Annotated in this window: 22 protein-coding genes and 1 other RNA gene; 3 read left to right on the top strand and 20 right to left on the bottom strand. The window is 66.7% G+C overall.

What is annotated here, in order from left to right; genetic code table 11:
- Positions 1-70: 70 nt before the first annotated feature.
- The 9 genes from hfq to ndk all read right to left on the bottom strand — a co-directional run bounded on the left by hfq (position 71) and on the right by ndk (position 9,478).
- Positions 71-310, bottom strand: coding sequence for an RNA chaperone Hfq (gene hfq, locus U4Y91_RS14390; protein ID WP_006399927.1), 240 nt, complete (start codon positions 308-310; stop codon positions 71-73).
- A gap of 141 nt (positions 311-451) precedes the next feature.
- Positions 452-1,789: a ribosome biogenesis GTPase Der gene (gene der / locus U4Y91_RS14385; RefSeq protein WP_321805569.1), complete on the bottom strand. Its 1,338-nt coding sequence runs from the start codon at positions 1,787-1,789 to the stop codon at positions 452-454.
- A gap of 247 nt (positions 1,790-2,036) precedes the next feature.
- Positions 2,037-3,182: an outer membrane protein assembly factor BamB gene (gene bamB / locus U4Y91_RS14380; RefSeq protein ID WP_321805568.1), complete on the bottom strand. Its 1,146-nt coding sequence runs from the start codon at positions 3,180-3,182 to the stop codon at positions 2,037-2,039.
- Positions 3,183-3,222: 40 nt separating this feature from the next.
- Complete coding sequence (locus tag U4Y91_RS14375) at positions 3,223-3,852, bottom strand: tetratricopeptide repeat protein (protein WP_044848983.1); 630 nt, start codon at positions 3,850-3,852, stop codon at positions 3,223-3,225.
- Positions 3,853-3,907: 55 nt separating this feature from the next.
- Positions 3,908-5,248 (bottom strand): histidine--tRNA ligase, encoded by a 1,341-nt coding sequence (hisS, locus tag U4Y91_RS14370; RefSeq protein ID WP_321805567.1) that lies wholly within the window; start codon positions 5,246-5,248, stop codon positions 3,908-3,910.
- Positions 5,249-5,269: 21 nt separating this feature from the next.
- A complete protein-coding gene (ispG, locus tag U4Y91_RS14365) occupies positions 5,270-6,574 on the bottom strand; it encodes a flavodoxin-dependent (E)-4-hydroxy-3-methylbut-2-enyl-diphosphate synthase (RefSeq protein WP_321805566.1) in 1,305 nt (434 codons plus the stop codon).
- Positions 6,575-6,680: 106 nt separating this feature from the next.
- Entirely contained in the window at positions 6,681-7,694 is a 1,014-nt protein-coding gene (locus U4Y91_RS14360) for a helix-turn-helix domain-containing protein (RefSeq protein WP_321805565.1), read from the bottom strand.
- Between the two features lie 163 nt (positions 7,695-7,857).
- Positions 7,858-8,997, bottom strand: a complete 1,140-nt coding sequence (gene rlmN, locus U4Y91_RS14355; RefSeq protein WP_044848980.1) for a 23S rRNA (adenine(2503)-C(2))-methyltransferase RlmN — start codon at positions 8,995-8,997, stop codon at positions 7,858-7,860.
- 55 nt (positions 8,998-9,052) lie between these two features.
- Entirely contained in the window at positions 9,053-9,478 is a 426-nt protein-coding gene (gene ndk, locus U4Y91_RS14350) for a nucleoside-diphosphate kinase (protein WP_011352265.1), read from the bottom strand.
- A 251-nt stretch (positions 9,479-9,729) separates the two neighbouring features.
- Here ndk and U4Y91_RS14345 point away from each other — a divergent pair, with 251 nt between their 5' ends.
- Positions 9,730-10,428 (top strand): Bax inhibitor-1/YccA family protein, encoded by a 699-nt coding sequence (locus U4Y91_RS14345; protein WP_006761414.1) that lies wholly within the window; start codon positions 9,730-9,732, stop codon positions 10,426-10,428.
- A gap of 66 nt (positions 10,429-10,494) precedes the next feature.
- On the opposite strand, the gene rlmD is transcribed toward U4Y91_RS14345, so the two are convergent.
- Positions 10,495-11,892, bottom strand: a complete 1,398-nt coding sequence (gene rlmD, locus U4Y91_RS14340) for a 23S rRNA (uracil(1939)-C(5))-methyltransferase RlmD (RefSeq protein ID WP_124614463.1) — start codon at positions 11,890-11,892, stop codon at positions 10,495-10,497.
- Positions 11,893-12,120: 228 nt separating this feature from the next.
- Here rlmD and U4Y91_RS14335 point away from each other — a divergent pair, with 228 nt between their 5' ends.
- Complete coding sequence (locus U4Y91_RS14335; RefSeq protein ID WP_321805564.1) at positions 12,121-12,981, top strand: endonuclease/exonuclease/phosphatase family protein; 861 nt, start codon at positions 12,121-12,123, stop codon at positions 12,979-12,981.
- A gap of 27 nt (positions 12,982-13,008) precedes the next feature.
- Here U4Y91_RS14335 and U4Y91_RS14330 read toward each other — a convergent pair whose 3' ends face one another.
- The 10 genes from U4Y91_RS14330 to ffs form a co-directional block, all read right to left on the bottom strand.
- Positions 13,009-13,785 (bottom strand): 3'-5' exonuclease, encoded by a 777-nt coding sequence (locus tag U4Y91_RS14330; protein ID WP_321805563.1) that lies wholly within the window; start codon positions 13,783-13,785, stop codon positions 13,009-13,011.
- Between the two features lie 3 nt (positions 13,786-13,788).
- Entirely contained in the window at positions 13,789-14,874 is a 1,086-nt protein-coding gene (gene rpoS, locus U4Y91_RS14325; protein ID WP_321805562.1) for an RNA polymerase sigma factor RpoS, read from the bottom strand.
- Positions 14,875-14,885: 11 nt separating this feature from the next.
- Positions 14,886-15,767, bottom strand: coding sequence for a peptidoglycan DD-metalloendopeptidase family protein (locus U4Y91_RS14320; RefSeq protein WP_321805561.1), 882 nt, complete (start codon positions 15,765-15,767; stop codon positions 14,886-14,888).
- Between the two features lie 5 nt (positions 15,768-15,772).
- The gene (locus U4Y91_RS14315; RefSeq protein ID WP_321805560.1) at positions 15,773-16,702 is read right to left on the bottom strand and encodes a protein-L-isoaspartate(D-aspartate) O-methyltransferase; all 930 of its coding nucleotides are present in this window, start codon (positions 16,700-16,702) and stop codon (positions 15,773-15,775) included.
- Complete coding sequence (gene surE / locus U4Y91_RS14310) at positions 16,699-17,460, bottom strand: 5'/3'-nucleotidase SurE (RefSeq protein ID WP_124486298.1); 762 nt, start codon at positions 17,458-17,460, stop codon at positions 16,699-16,701. Before surE ends, U4Y91_RS14315 begins: the two co-directional genes overlap by 4 nt.
- A gap of 218 nt (positions 17,461-17,678) precedes the next feature.
- The gene (locus tag U4Y91_RS14305; protein WP_321805559.1) at positions 17,679-18,884 is read right to left on the bottom strand and encodes a CaiB/BaiF CoA-transferase family protein; all 1,206 of its coding nucleotides are present in this window, start codon (positions 18,882-18,884) and stop codon (positions 17,679-17,681) included.
- A 48-nt stretch (positions 18,885-18,932) separates the two neighbouring features.
- Complete coding sequence (gene recR / locus U4Y91_RS14300) at positions 18,933-19,529, bottom strand: recombination mediator RecR (protein WP_044847271.1); 597 nt, start codon at positions 19,527-19,529, stop codon at positions 18,933-18,935.
- A 31-nt stretch (positions 19,530-19,560) separates the two neighbouring features.
- Positions 19,561-19,887 carry a YbaB/EbfC family nucleoid-associated protein gene (locus tag U4Y91_RS14295; RefSeq protein WP_006755698.1) on the bottom strand — a complete coding sequence of 109 codons (327 nt, stop codon included), beginning with the start codon at positions 19,885-19,887 and terminating at the stop codon, positions 19,561-19,563.
- Positions 19,888-19,981: 94 nt separating this feature from the next.
- Complete coding sequence (locus U4Y91_RS14290; RefSeq protein ID WP_321805558.1) at positions 19,982-22,348, bottom strand: DNA polymerase III subunit gamma/tau; 2,367 nt, start codon at positions 22,346-22,348, stop codon at positions 19,982-19,984.
- Positions 22,349-22,475: 127 nt separating this feature from the next.
- An RNA gene (gene ffs / locus U4Y91_RS14285) (signal recognition particle sRNA small type) lies at positions 22,476-22,574 on the bottom strand.
- 427 nt (positions 22,575-23,001) lie between these two features.
- On the opposite strand from ffs, the gene trxA reads away from it, so the two are divergent.
- Positions 23,002-23,328: a thioredoxin TrxA gene (gene trxA / locus U4Y91_RS14280; RefSeq protein WP_006402348.1), complete on the top strand. Its 327-nt coding sequence runs from the start codon at positions 23,002-23,004 to the stop codon at positions 23,326-23,328.
- Positions 23,329-23,376 lie beyond the last annotated feature (48 nt).

Genomic DNA, 23,376 nt, shown 5'->3' with positions numbered 1-23,376 from the left:
TATCGGGTGTCAAGATAAGGCGGCTGGCATCGGTCGCTCGCGGCGACCGGATGCCGGCCGCTGCAATGGGTTAGGACGAGGCTTCCGCGTCCGGGTGGAAATTCACCGGGCGCGCCGGCACGACCGTCGAGATGGCGTGCTTGTAGACCATCTGGGTCACCGTATTACGGAGCAACACGACGTACTGGTCGAACGATTCAATGTTCCCTTGCAGCTTGATGCCGTTGACGAGATAGATCGAAACGGGAACGTGCTCTTTGCGCAGTGCGTTCAAAAACGGGTCTTGTAACAATTGCCCTTTGTTGCTCATGGCGTACTCCATCTTTTTTTGCAGGTTGATCTGGATTGGCGACGAAGAAAAAGAGATCCGGCGCCAATCGCTACACTATAGCTGATTTTGCCTGCCCCGCCCGGGCGTAGGCCATGCGGCCTATCCCTTGCAGGACCTGCTTCAGCCCTTGTCCGCGTACGGGTTGTTCGACGAACGGAACTCTATGCGCAATGGAGTCCCGGTCAGTGAGAAAGTTTCGCGGAATCGGTTTTCGAGGTAACGCTTGTAGGTTTCCGTCACCGCGTCGAGCGCGTTGCCGTGGATGACGATCAGCGGCGGATTCTGGCCGCCCTGGTGCGCGTAGCGCAGCTTCGGACGCACCGGGCCGCGACGACGCGGCTGCTGAAACTCGACGGCCTCGATCAGCGCGCGCGTGAGCTTCGGCGTCGGCAGCTTCGCCATCGCCGCCGCGTACGCGTCGTCGACCGAGCGCATCAGCGCGCCGATGCCCGTCTTCTTCGCGGCCGAAATGTAGTGCGACTTCGCGAAGTCGAGGAATTTCAGCTTGCGGGTCAAATCCGCTTTCGCGCGATCGCGCGCGTGGTCGTCGAGACCGTCCCACTTGTTGACGCCGATCACGAGCGCGCGGCCCTGCTCGACGACGAAGCCGGCGATGTGCGCGTCCTGGTCGGAAATGTCCTGCTGCGCATCCAGCAGAAGAATGACGACGTTCGCGTCGGAGATCGACTGCAGCGTCTTCACGACCGAGAACTTCTCGATCGCCTCGAACACCTTGCCGCGGCGTCGCAGGCCCGCGGTATCGATCAGCGTGTATTTCTTGCCGTCACGCTCGAAGTCGACGTAGATCGAATCGCGCGTCGTGCCCGGCATGTCGAACGCGATCACGCGGTCCTCGCCGATCAGCGCGTTCACGAGCGTCGACTTGCCGACGTTCGGCCGGCCGACGATCGCGATCTTGATGCCGCGCGACGGATCGTCCTCGTCCGCTTCCTCGGGCTGCCCCGCGTACGCGACTTCCAGCGCCTCGTTGATCATGTCGGTCACGCCGTCGCCGTGCGCGGCCGAGATCGCGCGCGGATCGCCGAGGCCGAGCTCGTAGAAGTCGGTCGCGACCGCCGTGTACTTCATCCCCTCGGCCTTGTTGACGACCAGGAAGATCGGCCGGCCGGTCTTGCGCAGGTAGTCGGCGATCGACTTGTCCTGCGGCGCGAGCCCGTTACGACCATCGACGATGAACACGACGACGTCGGCTTCCTCGACGGCCTGCCGCGTCTGGCGTGCCATCTCGTGCAGGATGCCGTCCTTCGCGACGGGCTCGAAGCCGCCGGTATCGACGACCAGGTACGGCCGTTCGCCGACGCGCCCTTCGCCGTAATGGCGATCGCGTGTCAGGCCCGGCAAGTCGGCGACCAGCGCATCGCGCGAGCGCGTGAGCCGGTTGAACAGCGTGGATTTCCCCACATTGGGGCGCCCAACGAGGGCAATGACCGGTTTCATCTGTGTTTTCTACGGTGATGCGCAGCAGCGGGAGGCCCGCTGCTGCGGGCGGCTGCGCTGAATGAAAATATCACGAATTCGCGCCGCGCCGGATGCGCGCGCCGGGCGCGCGGTGCGCGCCGTCGTCTTTCGTTTCGAACTGCCTTTCAAATACCGAGCGGCCGGGGACACCGGCCGCCTTCATGTCGCGCGACCGTGGCGCGCGGGACAGGCCCGCCGCGCCGCGATTGCGCCTGTTGCGTGCGCGTCAGCGCGGACGGAATCCGTACAGGCCGCCGTCCTTGGTCTGCACGACGAGCGTATTGCCCGCCAGGACCGGCGCCGCGGTGATCGCGCTGCCGTCCGTCTTCATCCGCGCGATGAAGCTGCCGTCCTCGCGCGACAGGAAGTGCACGAAGCCCTTGTAGTCGCCCATCACGACCGCATGGCCGAGCAGGTAGGGCACGCCGACGTCGCGGCTCTTCAGCTTGTCGTTGCGCCAGAGCGGGTTGCCGCTCGCCGCGTCGTAGGCCGTCACGACCGACCAGTCGTCGCCGCCGGCAACGACAGAATCGTCCTGCGCGAGACCGCTGCGGCTCGAGAACGCCTTTTCCCACAGCGGGCGGCCCGAGTTCGCGTCGAAGCAGCCGAGCTGGCCCTGGAACGTGACCGCGCACGCTTCGGCACCCACGAGCGTCGGCGGACCGCTGACGTCGTTGATGCGCTCCACTTCGGTCACGCCCTTCGGGAACGACACGGGCGTCTGCCAGAACGGCTCGCCCGTCTGCAGGTTGATCGCGACCAGACCGCCGCCGGGGAAGCCCGCCAGCACGGCCGCATCGCCCGCGAACGTCATGCCGGCCGACACGCGCAGGTTCAGCGGCACCGCGCGGTTGCGGTAGTTCCACTTCTGCTCGCCCGTCTGCCCGTTGAACGCGATCACCTGACCGTCGATCGTGCGCACGATCACGAGGCCGTTGCCGACCAGCGGCGGCGAGAAGATCTCGCCTTGCACGGCCGTCTTCCACAGCTGCTTGCCGTCGGGACCGAGCACGAACACACCGCCCTTGAGCGCGCCGACCGCGGTCAGGTTGCCGTCGCTGCCGACACCGGCCGACAGGTCCGAACCGACCTTCGAGCGCCACAGCGTCTGGCCCGTCTTCGCGTCGATCTTCTCGACCGAACCGTTCTCGCCCGCCGCGTAGACGGCGTCGCCCACGGCCACTGGCGAGAACAGGTAGCGCCCGCCCTTGCCGACGCTCGCCTTCCAGACCTGTTGCACGTCCATGACGGGCTTGAACTCGGTGAGCGGCGTCGGCACGCGGCGCGCGTCCTTCGACGACGAGCAGGCCGCCAATGCCAGGACAGCCGCCGCGCAGGCTACGGGCACAGCGTAACGTTTCAGCAAATTCATCGGTTAGCGAAGCAGAGTTAAGAGGTTGAGGGGGCCGGGATCAGCCGCCGAGCGCATCGAGCTTGAACTGCACGAGCTGGCGCGCGGACTGGTCGTCCTGCGACAGGCCGGCGAGCGCGAGCTTGTACGCGGCGCGCGCATCGTCGGTCTTGCCTTGCGCCGCGAGCAGATCGCCGCGGCGATCGGCCACGAGGCCCTTGAATGCATCCACCGGCGTGCCGGACAGCAGCGCGAGGCCCGCGTCGTATGCCTTCTCGTCGAGCAGCAGCGACGCGAGACGCAGCTTCGCGATCTGCTTGTACTCGTCGTCCTTGGCGTGATCGGCGGCCCATTGCAGCTGCGCCTTCGCGCCGGCGGCGTCGCCGGCCGCGTACAACGTCTTCGCGGCCGTGAGCGCGGTCATCTGCGCATACGGCGTGCTGCCGAACTTGTCTTCCATGTCGGCGGCCGCACGGGCCATCGTCGCCTTGTCGTTCGCGGCAGCGGCCTTCTGCACCTGCTCGTACAACCCGGAAGCCTCGGCGGCCTGACGGCGCTGCCAGTAATTCCAGCCGTTGAAACCGGCCGCGACGACCAGCGCCGCGAGCACGATCCACGTCGTGAGGTTGCCCCAGCGGGCCCACCACGCCTTCAGACTTTCAATCGATTCTTGTTCGTCGTGATAACTCATCGGCGAGCGATTCCTTCCATTTCAGGCTTTTCTTGTCGAGCGAATGCCAGCGCGATCAGTCGTCGCCGTCTTCGGCGGATGCAACCATCGCATTGATTAGGAATTCGGTCAAGCTTTCGACCGGTACGGTCTGCTGAGCGTTCTTTTCGCCGTCCTCGCCCGCACCGCGCAGCGCTTTCACACCCACCGTGCCGTTCGCGACCTCTTCTTCGCCGAAGATCACCGCGAACGCGGCACCGCTCGCATCGGCCCGCTTCATCTGCGACTTGAAGCTTGCCGGGCCGCCGTCGGCGCTGCAGTGGAAAATCACGTCGAGGCCCGTATCGCGCAGACGCTCGGCCGCGATGAACGCCTGCTCGCGCGCGGTCTCGCCCTGGTGCACCACGTACACGTCGACGCCTTCCTGCTCGGGTGCGAGATCCTCTTCCTTCAGCAGCTCGAGAATGCGCTCGATGCCCATCGCCCAGCCGCATGCGGCGGTCGGCTTGCCGCCGAGCTGCTCGATCAGCGGATCGTAGCGACCGCCGGCCGCGACCGTGCCCTGCGCGCCGAGCTTGTCGGTCACCCACTCGAACACGGTCAGGTTGTAGTAGTCGAGGCCGCGCACGAGACGGGGGTTGATCTTGAACGGGATGTTGTTCGCGAGCAGCAGGCGCTGCAGCCCTTCGAAGTGGGCACGCGACTCGTCGCCGAGGAAGTCGATCAGCTTCGGCGCGTTCTGCGCGATTTCCTGCAGCGCCGGGTTCTTCGTGTCGAGCACGCGCAGCGGGTTCGTATACAGGCGACGCTTCGCGTCCTCATCCAGTACGTCGGCGAACTGCTCGAGATACTTGATCAGTTCGACGCGGTGCGCGGCACGCTCTTCGGCGAGGCCGAGCGAGTTGATCTCGAGCTTGATGCCGGTCAGGCCGAGGTCGTCCCACAGGCGCTGGCACATCATGATGATCTCGGCATCCGCATCCGGGCCCGCGAAGCCGAGCGCCTCGACGCCGACCTGGTGGAACTGGCGGTAGCGGCCGCGCTGCGGACGCTCGTGACGGAACATCGGGCCGATGTACCACAGGCGCTTCGGGCCGTCGTACAGCATGTTGTGCTCGATCGACGCGCGCACGACGGCCGCGGTGTTCTCCGGGCGCATCGTCAGGTTCTCGCCGTTCAGCGCATCGGTGAAGCTGTACATCTCCTTCTCGACGATGTCCGTGACTTCGCCGATGCCGCGCGTGAAGAGCTGCGTGTGTTCGACGATCGGCGTGCGGATGTTCTGGTAGCCGTACGCGCGCAGCAGCGATTTCACGGTAGCTTCGAAGAACTCCCAGAGGCCGGCATCCTGCGGGAGGATGTCGTTCATGCCCTTGACGCCGGCGAGCTTCTCGATCTTGCGTTTCTGTTCAGTCATCGTTCGTGTGTGTGGACGAATTTAGTTCAGGGCCTCGGTACGGCCGTAATTGCGAGCGACGTAGTCGCTGACGATCTGCTGGAATTCCTCGGCGATCCGCTCGCCGCGCAGCGTCTTGACCTTCTCACCGTCGATGAAGACGGGCGCGGCCGGGTTCTCGCCCGAACCCGGCAGGCTGATGCCGATGTTCGCGTGCTTCGATTCGCCCGGGCCGTTGACGATGCAGCCCATCACCGCGACGTTCATCTTCTCGACGCCCGGATACTCCTTGCGCCAGGCCGGCATCTGCTCGCGCAGGTAGGTCTGGATCTGCATCGCGAGTTCCTGGAACAGCGTGCTCGTGGTGCGGCCGCAGCCCGGGCACGCGATCACCATCGGCGCGAACGAGCGCAGGCCCATCGTCTGCAGGATTTCCTGGCCGACGATCACTTCGCCCGTGCGCGACGCACCCGGTTCAGGCGTCAGCGAAATGCGGATCGTGTCGCCGATCCCTTCCTGCAGCAGCACGCCGAGCGCGGCCGTCGACGCGACGATGCCCTTCGAGCCCATGCCGGCCTCGGTCAGCCCGAGATGCAGCGCGAAGCCGCAGCGGCGGCCGAGTTCGCGGTACACGGCGATCAGGTCCTGCACGCCGCTGACCTTGCACGACAGCACGATGCGATCGCGACCGAGGCCCAGCTCGACCGCGCGCTCGGCCGAGCCGATCGCCGACTGGATCAGCGCTTCGTACATCACGCTCTGCGCATCCCACGGCTGCGAGCGCGCGCCGTTCTCGTCCATCATGCGCGCAAGCAGGTCCTGGTCGAGGCTGCCCCAGTTCACGCCGATCCGCACCGGCTTGTCGTACTTCGCCGCGGCTTCGATCATCTGCGCGAACTGCGTGTCGCGCTTCGCGCCCTGGCCGACGTTGCCCGGGTTGATCCGGTACTTCGACAGCGACTCCGCGCAGCCCGGGTAGTCGCGCAGCAGCAGGTGGCCGTTGTAGTGGAAATCGCCGACGAGCGGAACGGTCACGCCCATCCGGTCGAGCTGTTCGCGGATGGCCGGCACGGCGGCCGCGGCCTCCGGCGTATTGACCGTGATGCGCACCAGTTCGGAGCCCGCATTCGCGAGTTCCTTGATCTGGATCGCCGTGCCGATCGCGTCAGCCGTGTCGGTATTCGTCATCGACTGCACGCGCACCGGCGCAGCACCGCCGATCGTCACGAGCTGCCCGCCCCAACGAACATCCACCGCATGCGACACGCGACGCGGCTGATGCCCGCCGAACACCGGCTCGGTTGAACAAATCTGACTGCTGCGTGGGGATTGAGCTTCGGATTGCATCGATAGATCCATTTACGCGGAATGCGCCGCGAGGCGGCGCATGAATTGAAAAAGCGCCGTGCCCTCGCGGCCTGTCCAGGACAGGCCTGCGCCACGGCGCTTGACGTCAGGGCAGCGTGAACCGCGCCACGTTACCCCGCGCTGCCGAATATTTTGCCGGATCGACCGGCTTTCCGTCGAACGCGACCGTATCAAGGCCTGCCTTGTTGCCGATCGTGACCTTGAACGGACCGTCGCCGGCGACCTGCTTCGTCTCGCCGGCCCGCACCAGCGCCGAGAACAGTTCCTTGCCGCTCTTGTCGCGCACGCTGAACCAGCAATCCTGCTTGACCTTCAGTTCGACCATCGACTGGCCTGCCGCGACCACGACGCTCGCGGGCTGGGCCGGCACGGCCGCGCTGCTCGCCGCGGCCGTCGCGACGACCGGTTGCGACGCGGGCACGGCGGCCGTCGGGGTCGGGGCCGGAGCAGCCGACGCAACGGCCTGCGGTGCCACGGCGGATGCCGCAACCAGCGCCGGAGCGTCGTTGCCGGCTGCCGCCGACGCACCGCCCTCGGCTGCCGCTTCGACGGAAGACGCCGCCGGCGCGCTGGCCGCCGACGCGTGTTCGGTGCCGCCACCCTTGAAGCGCGCGAGCCAGCTCGACGAATCGCCGCCAGTGTGCCACATGAGTACCGCGATCACCGCGACGACGACGATCGCCGTCCCCCACAGCCACGGATGATGGTGCGACGACCCGCCAAGCGGAATCGACACGCGGCCGCGCGGCAGATCCGTCCCCGACGACGCGGGCATCGACAGATCGACTTCCTGCACGCCACGCTCGCGGCGCAATGCGTGGGCGAACGGCTCCGGATCGACGCCGAGCATCTTCGCGTAGCTGCGCACGACGCCGAGCGCGAACGTTACGCCGGGCAAATGGCTGATGTCGCCAGCCTCGAGCGCACGCAGCTTCTGCGGAGCGACCTTGAGCCGCGCCGACACGTCGTCGACCGTCCAGCCCTTCGCCTCCCGGAGCTGCGCCAGCCGGCTGCCGACGGCCGCCAGCGTTTCAAGCCCCGCCGGTGCCGGCTTCGCGGCATTCGTCTCTGCGCCGTTGGTCGGCTGCGGCTCACTCATCCTTGTCCTCGCGTCGATTCTTCTTCACTGGCGGGCGCCGCCGGCTCCCGCAACTGTCCACATCATGCGCGGCGCCGAGGCGCCGCGACCGATCGCTATTCGCGTGTTGTACCGCAAGAAGTCCAGGCATCCGCACCCACGCGGCCCCGACCAGGCGTCCCCGTCAGATCGCCCGAACTTCGATGATTTTTGCTGCTGCGCCCGTTCGCTCCGCCAGGCGCGTGCGATCCTTCACGGCGCCGGCCAGCTGGCCGCACGCGGCGTCGATGTCGTCGCCGCGCGTCTTGCGCACGGTCGTGACGACACCCGCGTCGATGAGGACCTGTGCAAAGCGCTTGATCTGCTCCGGCTTCGAGCGGATGAGGCCCGATTCCGGAAACGGATTGAACGGGATCAGGTTGAACTTGCAGGGCACGTCACGCGTGACGGCCAGCAGTTCGCGCGCATGCGCTTCGGTGTCGTTGACGCCGTCGAGCATGCAGTATTCGAAAGTAATGAAGTCGCGCGGTGCGACTTTCAGATAGCGCTGGCACGCGGCCATCAGCTCGCGAAGCGGATGCTTCTTGTTGAGCGGCACCAGTTCGTCGCGCAGCGCATCGTTCGGCGCGTGCAGCGAAACGGCGAGCGCGACCGGCAATTCGGCGCCGAGGCGGTCCATCATCGGCACCACGCCGGACGTCGACAATGTGACGCGGCGGCGCGACAGGCCGTACGCGTTGTCGTCGAGCATCAGCCGCATCGCGGGCACGACCGCGCTGTAGTTCAGCAGCGGCTCGCCCATGCCCATCATCACCACGTTGGTGACAACCCGTTCGGCCTTGCCGTTCGGACCGGGCGCGCGACCCAGCGACGCACGCAGCGCAAACTCGGCCATCCGGAGCTGGCCGATGATTTCGGCTGTCGACAGGTTGCGGGAGAAGCCCTGCTTGCCCGTCGAGCAGAAGCGGCAGTTGACCGCACACCCGGCCTGCGACGACACGCACAGCGTGCCGCGCGTCTCTTCCGGGATGAACACGGTTTCGACCGCATTGCCGTTTCCGACGTCGATCAGCCACTTGCGCGTGCCGTCGGTGGAAACGTGATCGCTGACGATATCGGGCATCACGATCGACGCGCGGCCCTTGAGCTTTTCTCTCAGGGACTTCGCGAGATCGGTCATGCCGTCGAAATCGCCGGCGTTGTACTGATGGATCCAGCGCTGCAATTGCTTGGCGCGGAACGGCTTCTCGCCGAGGCTGCCGCAGTACGCGACAAGACCTTCGGCATCGAAGTCGAGAAGATTGACGGAAGTTTCGCTCGTCATGATGTGCTGCCTTGCCGCGTGCGCTGAATCCTGCCTACTTGTTGCCAGCCAGGGCTTAGCGCGAGTAGACGTTCATTTCCGGGAAGAAGAATGCAACTTCGACCGCAGCCGTTTCAGCAGCGTCCGAGCCGTGCACGGCGTTCGCGTCGATGCTGTCGGCGAAGTCGGCGCGGATCGTGCCCTTTTCCGCCTTCTTCGGATCCGTCGCGCCCATCAGGTCGCGGTTCTTCAGGATCGCGCCTTCACCTTCCAGAACCTGGATCATCACCGGGCCCGAGATCATGAAATCGACGAGGTCCTTGAAGAACGGACGTGCTGCGTGAACTGCGTAGAACTTCTCTGCGTCCGCACGCGACAGGTGTGCCATGCGCGATGCGACGATCTTCAGGCCGGCGCCTTCGAAACGGCTGTAGATCTGGCCGATCACGTTCTTTGCCACCGCATCCGGCTTGATGATCGACAGGGTGCGCTCGATTGCCATAAAAACTCCAAGAAATTAAGAAGTTACAGGTTCAAATGAATCCGCTATTGTAGCACGATCCCGTGTATCATTGCGATTGAACCCTTACAGGAGCGAAAGGTTCCAAATCCATATGTTTTTTGCGCCGCCCGGCCATTGAAACCTCGCGGCACGGAACGTATCTTAGCCATAGCTGCTCCGGTTTGCTGCGCCGCACACCGCGCGCGCCGAACCGGCCCCGGACGCCCACGCGTTCAATGTTAGGAGAAACCATGAACGACTATCCGTACAATTTCGGCCGCGGCGGCTCCGTCAGCACCGCAGAGGTTCGCAATCGCGTGCTGCGGAACACGTACTGGCTGCTCGCGCTGTCGATGGTGCCGACGGTGCTGGGGGCATGGGTCGGCGTCGCGACGGGCTTCTCGCTGTTCGCGGCCACGAGCCCGATGATGAGCCTGCTCGCGTTCTTCGCAATCGCGTTCGGCTTCATGTTCGCGATCGAGCGGACGAAAAACAGCGCGGCCGGCGTGTTCGTGCTGCTCGGCTTCACGTTCTTCATGGGCCTGATGCTGTCGCGCCTGCTGAGCTTCATCCTCGGCTTCTCGAACGGCCCGTCGCTGATCATGCTCGCGTTCGGCGGCACCGGCATCATCTTCGCCGCGATGGCGACGATCGCCACGGTCAGCAAGCGCGACTTCTCCGGGCTCGGCAAATGGCTGTTCATGGGCGTGATCGTGATCCTGCTGGCCTCGGTCGCGAACATCTTCCTGCAACTGCCGGCGCTGATGCTCACCGTGTCGGTGCTCGCGATCGCGATCTTCTCGGCCTACATGCTGTTCGACGTCCAGCGCGTCGTGAACGGCGGCGAGACGAACTACATCTCGGCCACGCTCGCGATCTACCTCGACCTGTACAACGTGTTCACGAACCTGCTCGCGCTGCTCGGCATCTTCGGCGGCAACCGCAACTGACGTTCGCCGTACCCCATGAAAAAACCGGCCCGAGGGCCGGTTTTTTTACGTCCACCGCCCGCCCGCTCAGTCGCGCTCGAACAGCGCGATCGATTCGACGTGCGACGTATTCGGGAACATGTTCACGACTCCGGCGCCCTTCAGCCGGTAGCCGGCCTCGTGCACGAGCAGGCCTGCGTCACGCGCGAGCGTCGACGGGTTGCACGACACGTAGACGATGCGCTTCGGCAGCGGGCCTTCGCCGCTCTGCGCGATTTCGGCCAGCGCCTTCGACACCGCGAGCGCGCCTTCGCGCGGCGGGTCGATCAGGAACTTGTCGAATGCGCCGAGCGCACGAAGGTCGTCGCCCGTCACCTCGAACAGGTTCCGGCACGCGAACGTCGTGTGGCCGTCGACGCCGTTCTCGCGCGCATTCGCCAGCGCGCGGGTCGTCAGCGTCTCGCTGCCTTCGATGCCCATCACCTCGCGCGACAGCCGCGCGAGCGGCAGCGTGAAGTTGCCGATCCCGCAGAACAGGTCGAGCACGCGATCGTCGCGCGACGGCGCGAGCAGGCGCAGCGCGCGACCCACCAGCACGCGGTTGATCTGATGGTTGACCTGCGTGAAGTCGGTCGGCTTGAACGGCATGCGGATGCCGAACTCCGGCAGCGTATAGTCGAGCGGCACGTCGAGCGGATAGAACGGCGTCACCGTGTCCGGGCCCTTCGGCTGCAGCCAGAACTGCACCTTGTGCTCGTCGGCGAACGCGCGCAGCAGCGCTTCGTCGTCCGCATTGATCGGCTCCAGCACGCGCAGCACCAGTGCCGTGACTTGCGAACCGACCGCGAGCTCGATCTGCGGCATCCGGTCACGGATCGACAGCCCCTCGACCAGCCGGCGCAGCGGCACGAGCATCGCCGATACGTGCGGCGGCAGCACTTCGCAGCTCGTCATGTCGGCGACATAGCTGCTCTTCTTTTCATGGAACCCGACCAGCACGCCGCCCTTCTTCGCGACGTTGCGCACGGTCAGGCGCGCACGGTAGCGGTAGCCCCACGACGGACCGTGGATCGGCGCGAACATCGTCTCGGCGCGCAGCTTCGACAGGTGCCACAGGTTGTCCTCGAGCACGCGCTGCTTGATCGCGACCTGCGCGCGCATGTCGAGGTGCTGCATCGAGCAGCCGCCGCAGGTGCCGAAGAATTTGCATTTCGGCTGCGTGCGCAGCACGCTCGGGCGCAGAATGTCGACAACGGTCGCCTGCTCGTAGCTCGGCTTGCGACGGTAGCTCGAATAGGTCACGCGCTCGCCGGGCAGCGCACCCTCGACGAAGATGACCTTGCCCGGCGTGCCGTCCTCGGTCGCCGTGCGGCCGACACCGCGCGCTTCCATGTCGAGCGATTCGATCTCGAGAACCGGGGCAGGCCCGGGCGCGACGGGCGCATTTTTCGATTTGCGCGCAGAAGTGGGGACGGCTTCGGACACCAGCTTTTCCTGACAAAACGTTGAAGAAGGCGAGATTGTAGACGACGAAAGCCCGCGTCGCCCGCTTTCGTGGCGCAAGCGTCGATACTGACGCATCTGCCGCGCCGCATCATGCAGGAACGGCCTGCAGGCCATCCGCCGCCGGCCCGCATGCGCGGCGTCTCGCGAGGTCAGCCGGCGGCACACGTTCTGCTCGCAACAGACTCAGGGGACTCGGGAGACTCGGCCATGCGACTGATCGACTGGAACATCCAATGGAGTCGGGACGCGGACGGCGTCGTCGACCTCCCCCGCACGATCGCCGCCGCCCGCCGGCTCGGCGACTTCGACGTGCTGTGCCTGCAGGAAGTCACGCGCGGCTTCGGCGCACTGCCCGGCCAGCCCGGCCCCGACCAGTTCGCCGAACTGGCGGCGTTGCTGCCCGGCTATACGATCGTCGAAGCGATCGGCGCCGACCTGCCGCCGCTCGAACCCGGCGCACCGCGCCGCCAGTTCGGCAATGCGATCGCGACCCGGCTGCCGATCGGGCGCGTGCTGCGCCAATTGCTGCCGTGGCCGGCCGACGCCGACGCGCCTTCCATGCCGCGCGTCGCGCTCGACGTCGAACTGGTGTTGCCGTCGGGTCGGCTGCGGGTCGTCACGACGCATCTGGAATTCTATTCGGCGCGCCAGCGACTCGCGCAGGTCGACGCATTGCGCGCCCGGCACCGCGAAGCGTGCGCGCATGCGGACCAGCCCGCGCCGGCCGAAAATGCCACGGGGCCGTTCAGCAAGACCGGCCAACCGCGTGATGCCATCCTCTGCGGCGACTTCAACAGCGCATTCGGCAGCGATGCGTACCGGCGCATGCTCGAGCCGATCGCCGACGCACCGTCGTTCGTCGATGCGTGGATCGCCCGACACCCGGACCGCACGCCGCCGCCGACCGCCGGCGTCTACGACACGGCGCAATGGTCCGACGGGCCGCTCGCATGCGACTTCGTGTTCGTGACCGATACGCTGCTGCCGCGCGTCACGCGCTGCGAGATCGACGGCGACGCGCGCGAATCGGATCACCAGCCGGTCGTGCTCGAACTCGATCGAGATTGATCGCGGCCTCAATGCGGGCCGCCCGCGTCAAGCGTCGAAACCAGCCAGGTATTCGGCCCAGTGCGACGCGGGCTCCTGCGCGAGCGAATTCTTCACGAGCAGGATCTCGTCCGCATATTCGCTCGGCGTCAGGCCGCCGCGCATCAGCTGGAACCGGCAATACAGCAGGTAGGTATTGACGACGTCGGTTTCGCAATAGTTGCGGATTTCCTCGATCCGGCCATCCTGGAACGCCGGCCACACCTGACTGCCGTCCATTCCGAGCTTGCCCGGGAACCCGCACAGCTTCGCGAGCGCGTCGAGCGGCGCATTCGCGCGCGCCTGATACATCGCGAGCACGTCCATCAGATCGGTGTGCCGCGAGTGATAACGCGAGATGTAGTTGTTCCACTTGAACTCGCGGTCGTCCTCGCCCAGATCCCAGTAGCGCGACGCGGGGACCCCGTGCACGAGCGCACGGTAATGGAGCACCGGCAGATCGAAGCCGCCGCCGTTCCACGACACGAGCTGCGGCGTGTATTTCTCGATCACGCGATAGAACGACTGGACCAGTGTCGCCTCGGTGTCCTGGGGCGTGCCCAGCGAGCGCACGCGGAAACCGTTGTTGTCGCGGAACACGCAGGAGATTGCCGCGATGCGCTGCAGGTGATGCGGCAGGAAATCGCTGCCGGTCTTCTCGCGGCGCGCGGCGAACGCATGCTCGGCCACCGCGGCATCGTCCAGCGTCGCGGGCAGGTCTTCCAGACGGCGGATGCCGTCGACATCGGGAATGGTCTCGATGTCAAAAACGAGAATCGGAGTCATCAGTTACAGAACGGCGTCCTTGCGTACGCCATTGGAGGCAAAGAACCGCTTGAGGCGCACCAGCGCTTCCTGCTGGATCTGCCGCACGCGCTCGCGCGTGAGCCCCATCTCGTCGGCCAGCTCCTCGAGCGTGGCCGGTTCGATGTGGTTCAGGCCGAAGCGGCGCTCGATCACGTGCCGATGCTTGTCGGACAGCCGCGACAGCCACGCGCGCGTGAGCGTCTCGAGTTCGCGGTGCTGCACCTCCGCGTCGGGCGACTGGCTCTGGTCGTCGGGCAGCAGGTCGAGCAGGCTGCTCGCGGGATCGAGATCGAGCGGCGCGTCGAGCGACGCGGTGTGCTCGTTGAGCGCAAGGATGTCGGTGACTTCCTCGGCGGTCTTGCCGGTGAGATAGGCGATGTCGTCGATGCTGGCTTCACGGCGCTCGGCGGCCTCGCCCGTCGACATCGAATTCTTTTCCAGGTGACGCTTCGCGCGCAGCACCTGGTTCAGTTCGCGGATCACGTGCACGGGCAGACGCACGGTGCGAGCCTGGTTCATGATCGCCCGTTCGATGCTCTGCCGGATCCACCACGTCGCGTAGGTCGAAAACCGAAAGCCACGCGTCGGATCGAATTTCTCGATCGCGTGCATCAGGCCGAGGTTGCCCTCCTCGATCAGGTCGAGCAGCGGCACGCCGCGGTTCAGGTAACCCTTCGCGATACTGACGACGAGACGCAGGTTGCGCTCGATCATCACCTGCCGTGCCTCGAATTCGCCGGCCTTCGCGAGACGGGAATAGCGCTGCTCCTCCTCGACGGTCAGGAGCGGCTTCACGCTGATACGGTTCAGGTAATGCTGGATCGTGTCGGCCGTGAGCTCGGCCTGCAGCAATGCGCGGAAATCGTCGACGTCGGGCGCGGCTTCCGCCCGGCCTTCGCGCTCGTCGTCGCCGTCCGCTTCGGCGTCGCGTGCCTCGAGATCACGTTCGTTTTCCGCGACGTCGTCTTCGTCGTCCTTCGAAGCGCCAGCTCGCTCCACCGATGCTTGCGTGGCACGACTGATCTTCTCAGACTCGGCTTGCGGCTCGTGGCGCTTCGATTTCGGCATGGTCGTCTCGGTTATTGAGGCGGCAAATACTTCAGCGGATCGACAGGTTTACCCTGCCGGCGAACCTCGAAATGCAGCATCACGCGGTCGGCATCGCTGTTACCCATCTCGGCGATCTTCTGCCCCTTCGTTACCGCGTCCCCCTCTTTTACCATCAAAGCGCGATTGTGTGCATACGCCGTGAGGTAAGTTGCATCGTGTTTGATGATAATGAGGTTGCCATAGCCACGCAGGCCGTTGCCCGAGTAGACGACGCGGCCGTCGGCCGCCGCCTTCACGGCCTCGCCGGACGTGCCGCCGATATTGACGCCCTTGTTCTTCGCGTCGTCGAAACCGTTCAGCACCGGACCGCGCACGGGCCATGCAAACGTCACGGGGCCGCTCGGCGCGGCTGCCGTATCGCTCGATGCGGCGGCAGCCGGCGGCGTGAGCGCGGACGACGAGCCCGCGGCCGGCGTCGCGGGACCGCTGCTGAGCGGCGCGGTCGCGACGGCGGCGCCGGTGATCGGCGCGGCAGCCGGCGAGCCGGCAAGCGCGGCACCGCCCGGCGGCGCGACACGCAGCAGCTGGTCGACTTCGATCTGATTCGGGTTCGCCAGGTTGTTCCAGGTGGCGATGTCGCGATAGTTCTGCCCGTTCTCGAGCGCGATCCGGTACAGCGTATCGCCCGGTTTCACACGGTAGAAGCCGGGCGGCGGCGGGCCGAGCGGCACTGCCGGCTGCGCGGCGGCGGTCGTGCCGAGCGATCCGGAGCGGTCGACGACGGGCGCGTTGTCGAGCCGTGTCGCACAGGCGGCCAGTAGCGTGGAGAACGCAGCCACACAGATCGCGCGCTGGGCGAACGTGAGCGGTTCCCTGGTTCGGTTGTTTTGCATCGCGCGCAACATACTCATCGGTTTCAAATCACTCCGGATTTTAAAGGGACAAAGAAAACGCGATCAAGCCGTGACTCCCGCCATTGCGCGTGCGCGACGCGCTCGACGAGCGTGAGCACCTGGGGCTGCCCGCTCTGCGCGCCGACCGGCGCGACGAGCCGCCCGCCGATCGCGAGCTGCTCGAGCAGCGCCTGCGGCACGTCGAGCCCCGCCGCCGCGATCACGATCGCGTCGAACGGGCCCGCGGACGGCAGGCCGACACGCCCGTCGCCGTAATGCAGACGGATGTTCGGCACGCGCAGCGGCCGCAGGTTCAGCTTCGCGCGCTCGTAGAGCGGCTTGATGCGTTCAATCGAATACACGTCGCGTGCCACGTGACTCAGCACCGCGGCCTGGTAGCCGCAACCGGTGCCGATCTCGAGGACGCGCTCGAGCGTGCGGCCGGCCATCGCGAGCTCGATCATGCGCGCGACGACCGACGGCTTTGAAATCGTTTGCTGGTGGCCGATCGGCAACGCGGCATCCTCATAGGCCTGCGTCGCGAGCCCGGGATCCACGAACAGGTGGCGCGGCACTGCGGCCATCGCATCCAGCACGCGCGCGTCGGTCACGCCGTTCGCGCGCAGGCGTTCGACCATGCGCTCGCGCACACGTTCCGACGTCAGCGCGAATGCACCGGCCGGCGCGACGCTCGGCGCCGCCGGCTTCGGCATCGCGGGCTTCAGCACGGTCGGCTTCGGTGCGGTCGCCGGCTTCGCGGCGGCCGTGCCGGGCACCGTGCGGGCGACGCCCGCCTTCACCGCCACCGGCTTCAGCACGGCAGCGGGCTTGTCGACGGCCTTAGGCACCGCGCTCGCCGCATGACGTTCACCGGCCCGGCCCTCCGATTTGCGTGGCGCTCGCTTGAGATCTTCGAGCGCGAGCGGGAACCGCTTCGCGCGCTCGCCGCTCATGAAGCCCGCCCTCCTGCGCGCGCCCATTCGCGCGTTGCAGGCAGCATTTGCGTATGCGTGAGATCGAGCTGCAGCGGCGTGATCGAGACGAAACCGTTTGCGACGGCGTGGAAATCGGTGCCTTCGCTCGCGTCCAGCGCCGCACCCGCGGCACCGATCCAGTAGACCGGCTCGCCGCGCGGGTCGGTCTGGCGAATCACCGGCTGCGAGGGGTGACGCTTGCCGAGGCGCGTGACCTGCCAGCCTTTCAGTTCGTCGTACGGCAGATTCGGAATATTGACGTTCAGCAGCGGCTGACCGGGCAGCGGATGCGCGAGAAAGTGCTCGACGATTTCCGCGGCGACGCGCGCCGCATCCGCGAGATGCGCCCAACCCTTGTCGGCCAGCGAAAACGCGATGGCCGGCACGCCGAACATGATGCCTTCGGTGGCGGCCGCAACTGTCCCTGAATAGAGCGTGTCTTCGCCCATGTTCTGGCCGTTGTTGATCCCGGACACGACGAGGTCGGGCCGCGCGTCGGCCATCCCGGTCAGCGCGACGTGCACCGAATCGGTCGGTGTGCCGTTCACGTAGAAGAAACCCGTATTCGTCGCGCGCTGCACCGACAGCGGCCGCGACAGCGTAAGGGAATTCGATGCGCCGCTGCAATTCTGCTCGGGCGCGATCACCGTGAGGTCGGCAAGCGGCTGCAGCGCGTCGCTGAGCGCGGCGAGACCGGGGGCGAGATAGCCGTCGTCGTTGCTGAGTAGGATTCGCATCCGGCGATTGTAACCGAGGAAAGATGGCGCGAGAGCGACAGTCCGGCGGGTGCGGACGGGCCCGCACGCACGACGCGCGCGCGGTGCGCCGCCGCATTGCGCGGCGGCGTTTGCAGGTGCGGGAAAACGCGGTGCCGCCCGGCTTTTCCCCCTCGAAGGGCCGCCGTGACGAGATACCCGTTCGGCAGACCTGACGCGCAGCGTCGAGCGCGCGGCGCTCAGATCGCGCCGGCCTCGCGCAGCGCGGCGATCGCCTGCGCGTCGTAGCCGAGACCGCGCAGCACCTCGTCCGTATGCTCGCCGAGTTCCGGCCCGAGCCAGCGCGTTTCGCCCGGCGTGCCGGACAGCTTCGGCGTGATGTTCGGCAGCGGAATGTCGGTGCCGTCGGCCAGCTTGAAACGCTGGATCATCTGCCGCGCGACGAACTGCGGATCGGTGAACATGTCGGCGGCGCTGTAGATGCGCCCGGCCGGCACGTCGGCCGCGTTGAGCACGGCCAGCGCGTCGTCGATCGTGCGCGGCGCGAGCCAGGCGGCGATCGCGTCGTCGATCTCCTGCGTGCGCGGCACGCGTCCGTCGTTGCGAGCGAGCGCGGGATCGTCGGCGAGGTCGTCGCGTTCGATCGCCTTCATCAGCCGCTTGAAGATCGGGTCGCTGTTGCCGCCGATCACGATGCTGCCGTCGCGGCACGCGTAGGTGTTCGACGGCACGATGCCAGGCAGCGACGCGCCGGTGCGCTCGCGCACCATCCCGTACACGCCGTACTCGGGCACCACGCTTTCCATCATGTTGAACACAGCTTCGTACAGTGCAACGTCGACCACCTGCCCCGCGCCGCCGTTCACGTTGCGGTGGTGGAGCGCCATCATCGCGCCGATCACGCCGTGCAGCGCGGCGATCGAGTCGCCGATCGAGATGCCGATGCGCGGCGGCGGCAAATCGGGATAGCCGGTGATGTGGCGCAAGCCGCCCATCGATTCGGCGATCGCCCCGAAGCCGGGCCGGTCGCGGTACGGGCCGGTCTGCCCGTAACCGGACAGGCGCACCATCACGAGCCCGGGGTTGTCGGCCGACAGCACGTCGTAGCCGAGCCCGAGCTTCTCGAGCAGGCCCGGGCGGAAGTTCTCGATCACGATGTCGGCCTCGCGCGCGAGTTGCCGCGCGATCGTCTTGCCGGCATCGGATTTCAGGTTGAGGGTGACCGATTTCTTGTTGCGCGCCTGGACCGACCACCACAGCGACGTGCCGCCCTGCTCGGGATGAAGCTTGCGCCACTTGCGCAGCGGGTCGCCGCCGTTCGGATCCTCGATCTTGATCACTTCCGCGCCGAATTCGGCAAAGAGGCGCGACGCGAACGGCCCCGCGATCAGCGTCCCGAATTCGAGCACTTTGACGCCCGCGAGCGGGCCCTGGCTGGTGCTCATGTGTCTCCCTGGCATGAGGAACGGCGCCGCCGGCCGGCGGCGCCCGGCTTACATCGTGCGGCGGTCGAGCATCGCGCGCGCGATGGTGCCCGCGTCGACGTATTCGAGTTCGCCACCCACCGGCACGCCGCGCGCGAGGCGCGTGACCGCGAGCCCGCGCGCCTTCAGCGTCTGGCCGAGGTAGTGCGCGGTGGCTTCGCCCTCGTTCGTGAAGTTGGTCGCGAGCACGACCTCCTTGACGACACCGTCGGACGCGCGCCGCACGAGGCGGTCGAAATGGATTTCCTTCGGGCCGATCCCGTCGAGCGGGCTCAGCCGCCCCATCAGCACGAAATACAGCCCGCGGTACGTCATCGTCTGCTCGAGCATGATCTGGTCGGCCGGCGTCTCGACGACGCACAGCAGCGTCGGATCACGCTCCTCGTCGCTGCACACCTCGCAGATCTGCGCTTCCGTGAAGGTATTGCACTTCTCGCAGTGCTGCAGGTGCTCGGTCGCGAACAGCAGCGACCGGCCGAGCCGTTCCGCACCCTCCCGATCGTGCTGCATCAGGTGGTACGCCATGCGTTGCGCGGATTTCGGCCCGACGCCGGGCAATACGCGCAACGCTTCGACGAGCGCGGACAGGGCGGACGGCTGTTTCATACGGCGGCTGAAAGCTGAACGGAGGCTGCACTCAGAACGGCAGCTTGAAACCCGGAGGCAGCGGCAGGCCCGACGTCATGCCGCTCATCTTTTCCTGCGACGTCGCTTCGGCCTTGCGCACCGCATCGTTGAACGCGGCCGCGACCAGATCCTCGAGCATGTCCTTGTCGTCCGCGAGCAGGCTCGGGTCGATCGCCACGCGACGCACTTCGTTGCGGCAGGTCATCGTCACCTTGACGAGGCCGGCACCCGACTGCCCTTCGACTTCGATCTGCGCAAGCTGCTCCTGCATCTTCTTCATGTTTTCCTGCATTTGCTGCGCTTGCTTCATCAGTCCGGCGAGGTTGCCTTTCAACATGGGAATACTCCTTCTTGATCGTGTGAAAACCGGCACGCGGCGCGTGCCGGTCAATGTGTGCGGGCGTGATTGTGCCTGTCGCGGTGCGCTTCGTTCAATGCAGCGTCGGCGGCGTGCCGTCCGGCGCCGGATCGGCGAGCGGCCGCACCGAGCCTTCGACGATACGCGCGCCGAAGTCACGCACGAGCTGCTGGACGAACGGATCGCCATGGATGTCCTGCTCTGCCTCGCGCTGGCGTGCCGCACGTGCAGCCGCATCGAGCGCCGCCGCAGTGCGCCGCGCGGGCCCGACCTCGACCGCGACCTCGACGGCCTTGCCGAGTGCATCGGCCAGGGCCGCCTTCAGTTTCGCGACCTGGGCGGCGTCCGCATACTGCGGCACCGGCACGGACAGTTTCAACGTTGTCGCGTCGACGGCCGTCAGCTCGCTGTTGAACGCGAGCTGATACGCGACGCCCTTCAGCGGCAACCGCGCGGCCAGCGCCGGCCATTCGCCGTCGAAGCCGACCGGGTCGAGCGCGATCGCGGGCGGCAGCGGGCGCGTGTCGACCGGTGCGGACGGACGGGCCTCCACTGCCTTCGGCGCAATGCGCACGTCGTCGGGGCCGCTGTCGAACACGGGCACGAAGCCGTCGTCCGCCGCACCGCCGAACATCTCGTCGGCGCTGAGCGGCACGTATTCGTCCGGCGGAATGTCTTCCCACGGCGGCGGGGCCTGGCGCGTGTCGGCAGCCTGCGGCGCGCGGGCCGCCGCGCGCGGCGTCGGTACCTGCACGGCAGGACGCGCTGCCGCCGGCTTTTCGACGGCCGGCTGGGCCGCCGCCGGCTTGGGCGCGGCGCCCGCGCGCGCGCGGTCGGACGACACGCGCATGCCGGCATTGCGCAGCACGTCGAGTGCGGCAGCTGCACCGCCGCGGGCCGACGGGCGCGCGGCGGGTTCGGCTGGCGCGGCACGCGGCGTCGGTTCGGCAGGCGGCGCAGGTTCGTCGTTGCGCTTGGCGGCGGCAGGCGGTTCAGGTTCGTTGCGGACAGCCGGCGGTGCATCGCTCGGCGGTACCGCCTGAGGTGCCGGGATCGCTTGCGGCTGCGGTGCGGCCGGCGCTGCGGGCGCAGCCGATGTTGCCGCGGATGCAGATGCCGGTGTCGAAACAGCCTTCACTGCCGGCGCAATCGCCGCATCGTCGGACTGGACCGCTGCCGGACGCGCAGCGGGCGTAGCCGCTTGCGGACGTGCGGCCGCCACGGCTGCCGGCTGCGGCGCCGACGACTTGGGTGCCGCAGCCGACGCAACGGCAGCGGCCGCACGCGGCGCGGATGCTGGTGCAGGCACGGCACGCGGCACGGCCGGCTGACCGCCCGGCGCACTGCCGGCGCCGACGGCCGGCTCGAACGCGAGCATCCGCAGCAACGTCATCGTGAAGCCGGCGTATTCGTCCGGCGCAAGGCCGAGCTCCGCGCGCCCGACCGTCGCGATCTGATAGAACAGCTGAACCTGCTCGGGGCTCAGCGTCTCCGCAAAGCGGCGCAGATCGGCCGCTTCCGGCCATTCGTCGAGCACCGAGCCCGGCGCGAACTGCGCCCAGGCGATCCGGTGCAGCAGGCTGGCGAGATCCTGCAGCGCGGTGGAAAAGGACAGGCTGCGCAGCGACATCTCGTCGGCGATCGCGAGGATCTCCGGGCCGGTGCCGGCCGCGAGCGCATCGAGCAGGCGCACCATGTAAGTCTGGTCGAGTGCGCCGAGCATGCCCGACACCGCCGATTCGGTCACTTCGTTCGCCGAGTAGGCGATCGCCTGATCGGTCAGCGACAGCGCATCGCGCATGCTGCCCTGCGCGGCGCGCGCGAGCAGACGCAGCGCCTGCTGCTCGAACGAGATCCGCTCTTCGCCGAGGATCCGTTCGAGGTGCGACACGATGTGCCCGGCCGGCATCTGCTTCAGGTTGAACTGCAGGCAGCGCGACAGCACGGTGACGGGAATCTTTTGCGGATCGGTGGTCGCGAGGATGAACTTGACGTGCGGCGGCGGCTCCTCGAGCGTCTTCAGCATCGCGTTGAACGCGTGGTTCGTCAGCATGTGCACTTCGTCGATCATGTAGACCTTGAAGCGCGCATCGACGGGCGCGTACACCGCGCGCTCGAGCAGCGCGGCCATTTCGTCGACGCCGCGGTTGCTCGCGGCATCCATTTCGACGTAGTCGACGAAGCGGCCTTCGTCGATCTCGCGGCACGCGCGGCACACGCCGCACGGCTGCGACGTGACGCCGGTTTCACAGTTGAGCGCCTTCGCGAAGATCCGCGACAGCGTCGTCTTGCCGACGCCGCGGGTTCCGGTAAACAGATAGGCGTGATGGAGACGCCCGCCGTCGAGCGCGTGCGTGAGCGCCCTGACGACGTGCTCCTGGCCGACGAGCGAAGCGAAATCCTTCGGACGCCACTTGCGTGCGAGAACTTGATAGGTCATCGGGAAATTGTATCAGTAACGCTGCGTCGCGCCGACACGCGAAACGGTGCGGAAAACAGGCAAGACGCAGGTAAAACGGAGAATGACGCAGAAATAAAAAACGCCCGGCGAACGGGGCGAGAGGAAAGGTGACGAGCCCGACCCTCGGCACTGGCAGAAAACGATTGTGGCTGCTTCGTTCCCGACCTGACCAGGTTCACCGCCCCACCATGCGAGGAGGCCCGTCACGGCATATTCTATCACCGCTTCCGGGCAAATGCGACCGTTTGTTCGCAACAATGCGCACGATCGAGCAAACCGGCGCGCGTACGGGCTTGTCGATCCGGCGCGAACAGGCGCGAACAGGCGGATGGATAGCGGGATAGATACCGTGACTCTTGTATTTTGCGAGCCGGCCTCCACGTTCGGATCACAACGGTCGAACGGCGCGTCGTACCCCTACTCGCGTAGCGGCTACTATCGCCGCCCGCAGCAGATAGCAATTTAGGCTAATATGACGCCCGAACGACCCGCGAGCCGCGCGATGCAGCGCTTACGCCCTTCCTTCCGGAGAGCGGAGTGACCTGCCGCAGCGGCCGGCAGCCGACAGGCCGCCGGAGCGCCGCAACGCGCCAAGCAGGCAGTCCCCGAACCGTGTAAGAGGTATTGACCCAATGAGCGAACAGATCAAACACATCAGCGACGCATCGTTCGAACAGGACGTCGTCAAATCCGACAAGCCCGTGCTCGTCGACTTCTGGGCCGAATGGTGCGGCCCGTGCAAGATGATCGCCCCGATCCTCGACGAAGTCGCGAAGGACTACGGCGACAAGCTGCAGATCGCGAAGATCAACGTCGACGACAACCAGGCAACGCCCGCGAAGTTCGGCGTGCGCGGCATCCCGACGCTGATCCTGTTCAAGAACGGCGCGGCCGCCGCACAGAAGGTCGGTGCGCTGTCGAAGTCGCAACTCACCGCATTCCTGGACAGCCACCTGTAATACCGGCCGTTCCGCGGACGTGTTGTCAACCGACAACACGTCCGCCGT

This window comes from Burkholderia sp. BCC1993 (assembly GCF_905339865.1).
Classification (GTDB): domain Bacteria; phylum Pseudomonadota; class Gammaproteobacteria; order Burkholderiales; family Burkholderiaceae; genus Burkholderia.
The sequence above is the reverse complement of the archived record's forward strand: the minus strand, read 5'-3'. Positions and strand labels throughout refer to the sequence as shown.

Bases quoted from the DNA above. Each gene is read 5' to 3' on its own strand.
- hfq (WP_006399927.1), bottom strand. From the start codon at position 310: ATGAGCAACAAAGGGCAATTGTTACAAGACCCGTTTTTGAACGCACTG.
- der (WP_321805569.1), bottom strand. From the start codon at position 1,789: ATGAAACCGGTCATTGCCCTCGTTGGGCGCCCCAATGTGGGGAAATCC.
- bamB (WP_321805568.1), bottom strand. From the start codon at position 3,182: ATGAATTTGCTGAAACGTTACGCTGTGCCCGTAGCCTGCGCGGCGGCT.
- U4Y91_RS14375 (WP_044848983.1), bottom strand. From the start codon at position 3,852: ATGAGTTATCACGACGAACAAGAATCGATTGAAAGTCTGAAGGCGTGG.
- hisS (WP_321805567.1), bottom strand. From the start codon at position 5,248: ATGACTGAACAGAAACGCAAGATCGAGAAGCTCGCCGGCGTCAAGGGC.
- ispG (WP_321805566.1), bottom strand. From the start codon at position 6,574: ATGCAATCCGAAGCTCAATCCCCACGCAGCAGTCAGATTTGTTCAACC.
- U4Y91_RS14360 (WP_321805565.1), bottom strand. From the start codon at position 7,694: ATGAGTGAGCCGCAGCCGACCAACGGCGCAGAGACGAATGCCGCGAAG.
- rlmN (WP_044848980.1), bottom strand. From the start codon at position 8,997: ATGACGAGCGAAACTTCCGTCAATCTTCTCGACTTCGATGCCGAAGGT.
- ndk (WP_011352265.1), bottom strand. From the start codon at position 9,478: ATGGCAATCGAGCGCACCCTGTCGATCATCAAGCCGGATGCGGTGGCA.
- U4Y91_RS14345 (WP_006761414.1), top strand. From the start codon at position 9,730: ATGAACGACTATCCGTACAATTTCGGCCGCGGCGGCTCCGTCAGCACC.
- U4Y91_RS14335 (WP_321805564.1), top strand. From the start codon at position 12,121: ATGCGACTGATCGACTGGAACATCCAATGGAGTCGGGACGCGGACGGC.
- U4Y91_RS14330 (WP_321805563.1), bottom strand. From the start codon at position 13,785: ATGACTCCGATTCTCGTTTTTGACATCGAGACCATTCCCGATGTCGAC.
- rpoS (WP_321805562.1), bottom strand. From the start codon at position 14,874: ATGCCGAAATCGAAGCGCCACGAGCCGCAAGCCGAGTCTGAGAAGATC.
- U4Y91_RS14320 (WP_321805561.1), bottom strand. From the start codon at position 15,767: ATGAGTATGTTGCGCGCGATGCAAAACAACCGAACCAGGGAACCGCTC.
- U4Y91_RS14315 (WP_321805560.1), bottom strand. From the start codon at position 16,702: ATGAGCGGCGAGCGCGCGAAGCGGTTCCCGCTCGCGCTCGAAGATCTC.
- surE (WP_124486298.1), bottom strand. From the start codon at position 17,460: ATGCGAATCCTACTCAGCAACGACGACGGCTATCTCGCCCCCGGTCTC.
- U4Y91_RS14305 (WP_321805559.1), bottom strand. From the start codon at position 18,884: ATGAGCACCAGCCAGGGCCCGCTCGCGGGCGTCAAAGTGCTCGAATTC.
- recR (WP_044847271.1), bottom strand. From the start codon at position 19,529: ATGAAACAGCCGTCCGCCCTGTCCGCGCTCGTCGAAGCGTTGCGCGTA.
- U4Y91_RS14295 (WP_006755698.1), bottom strand. From the start codon at position 19,887: ATGTTGAAAGGCAACCTCGCCGGACTGATGAAGCAAGCGCAGCAAATG.
- U4Y91_RS14290 (WP_321805558.1), bottom strand. From the start codon at position 22,348: ATGACCTATCAAGTTCTCGCACGCAAGTGGCGTCCGAAGGATTTCGCT.
- trxA (WP_006402348.1), top strand. From the start codon at position 23,002: ATGAGCGAACAGATCAAACACATCAGCGACGCATCGTTCGAACAGGAC.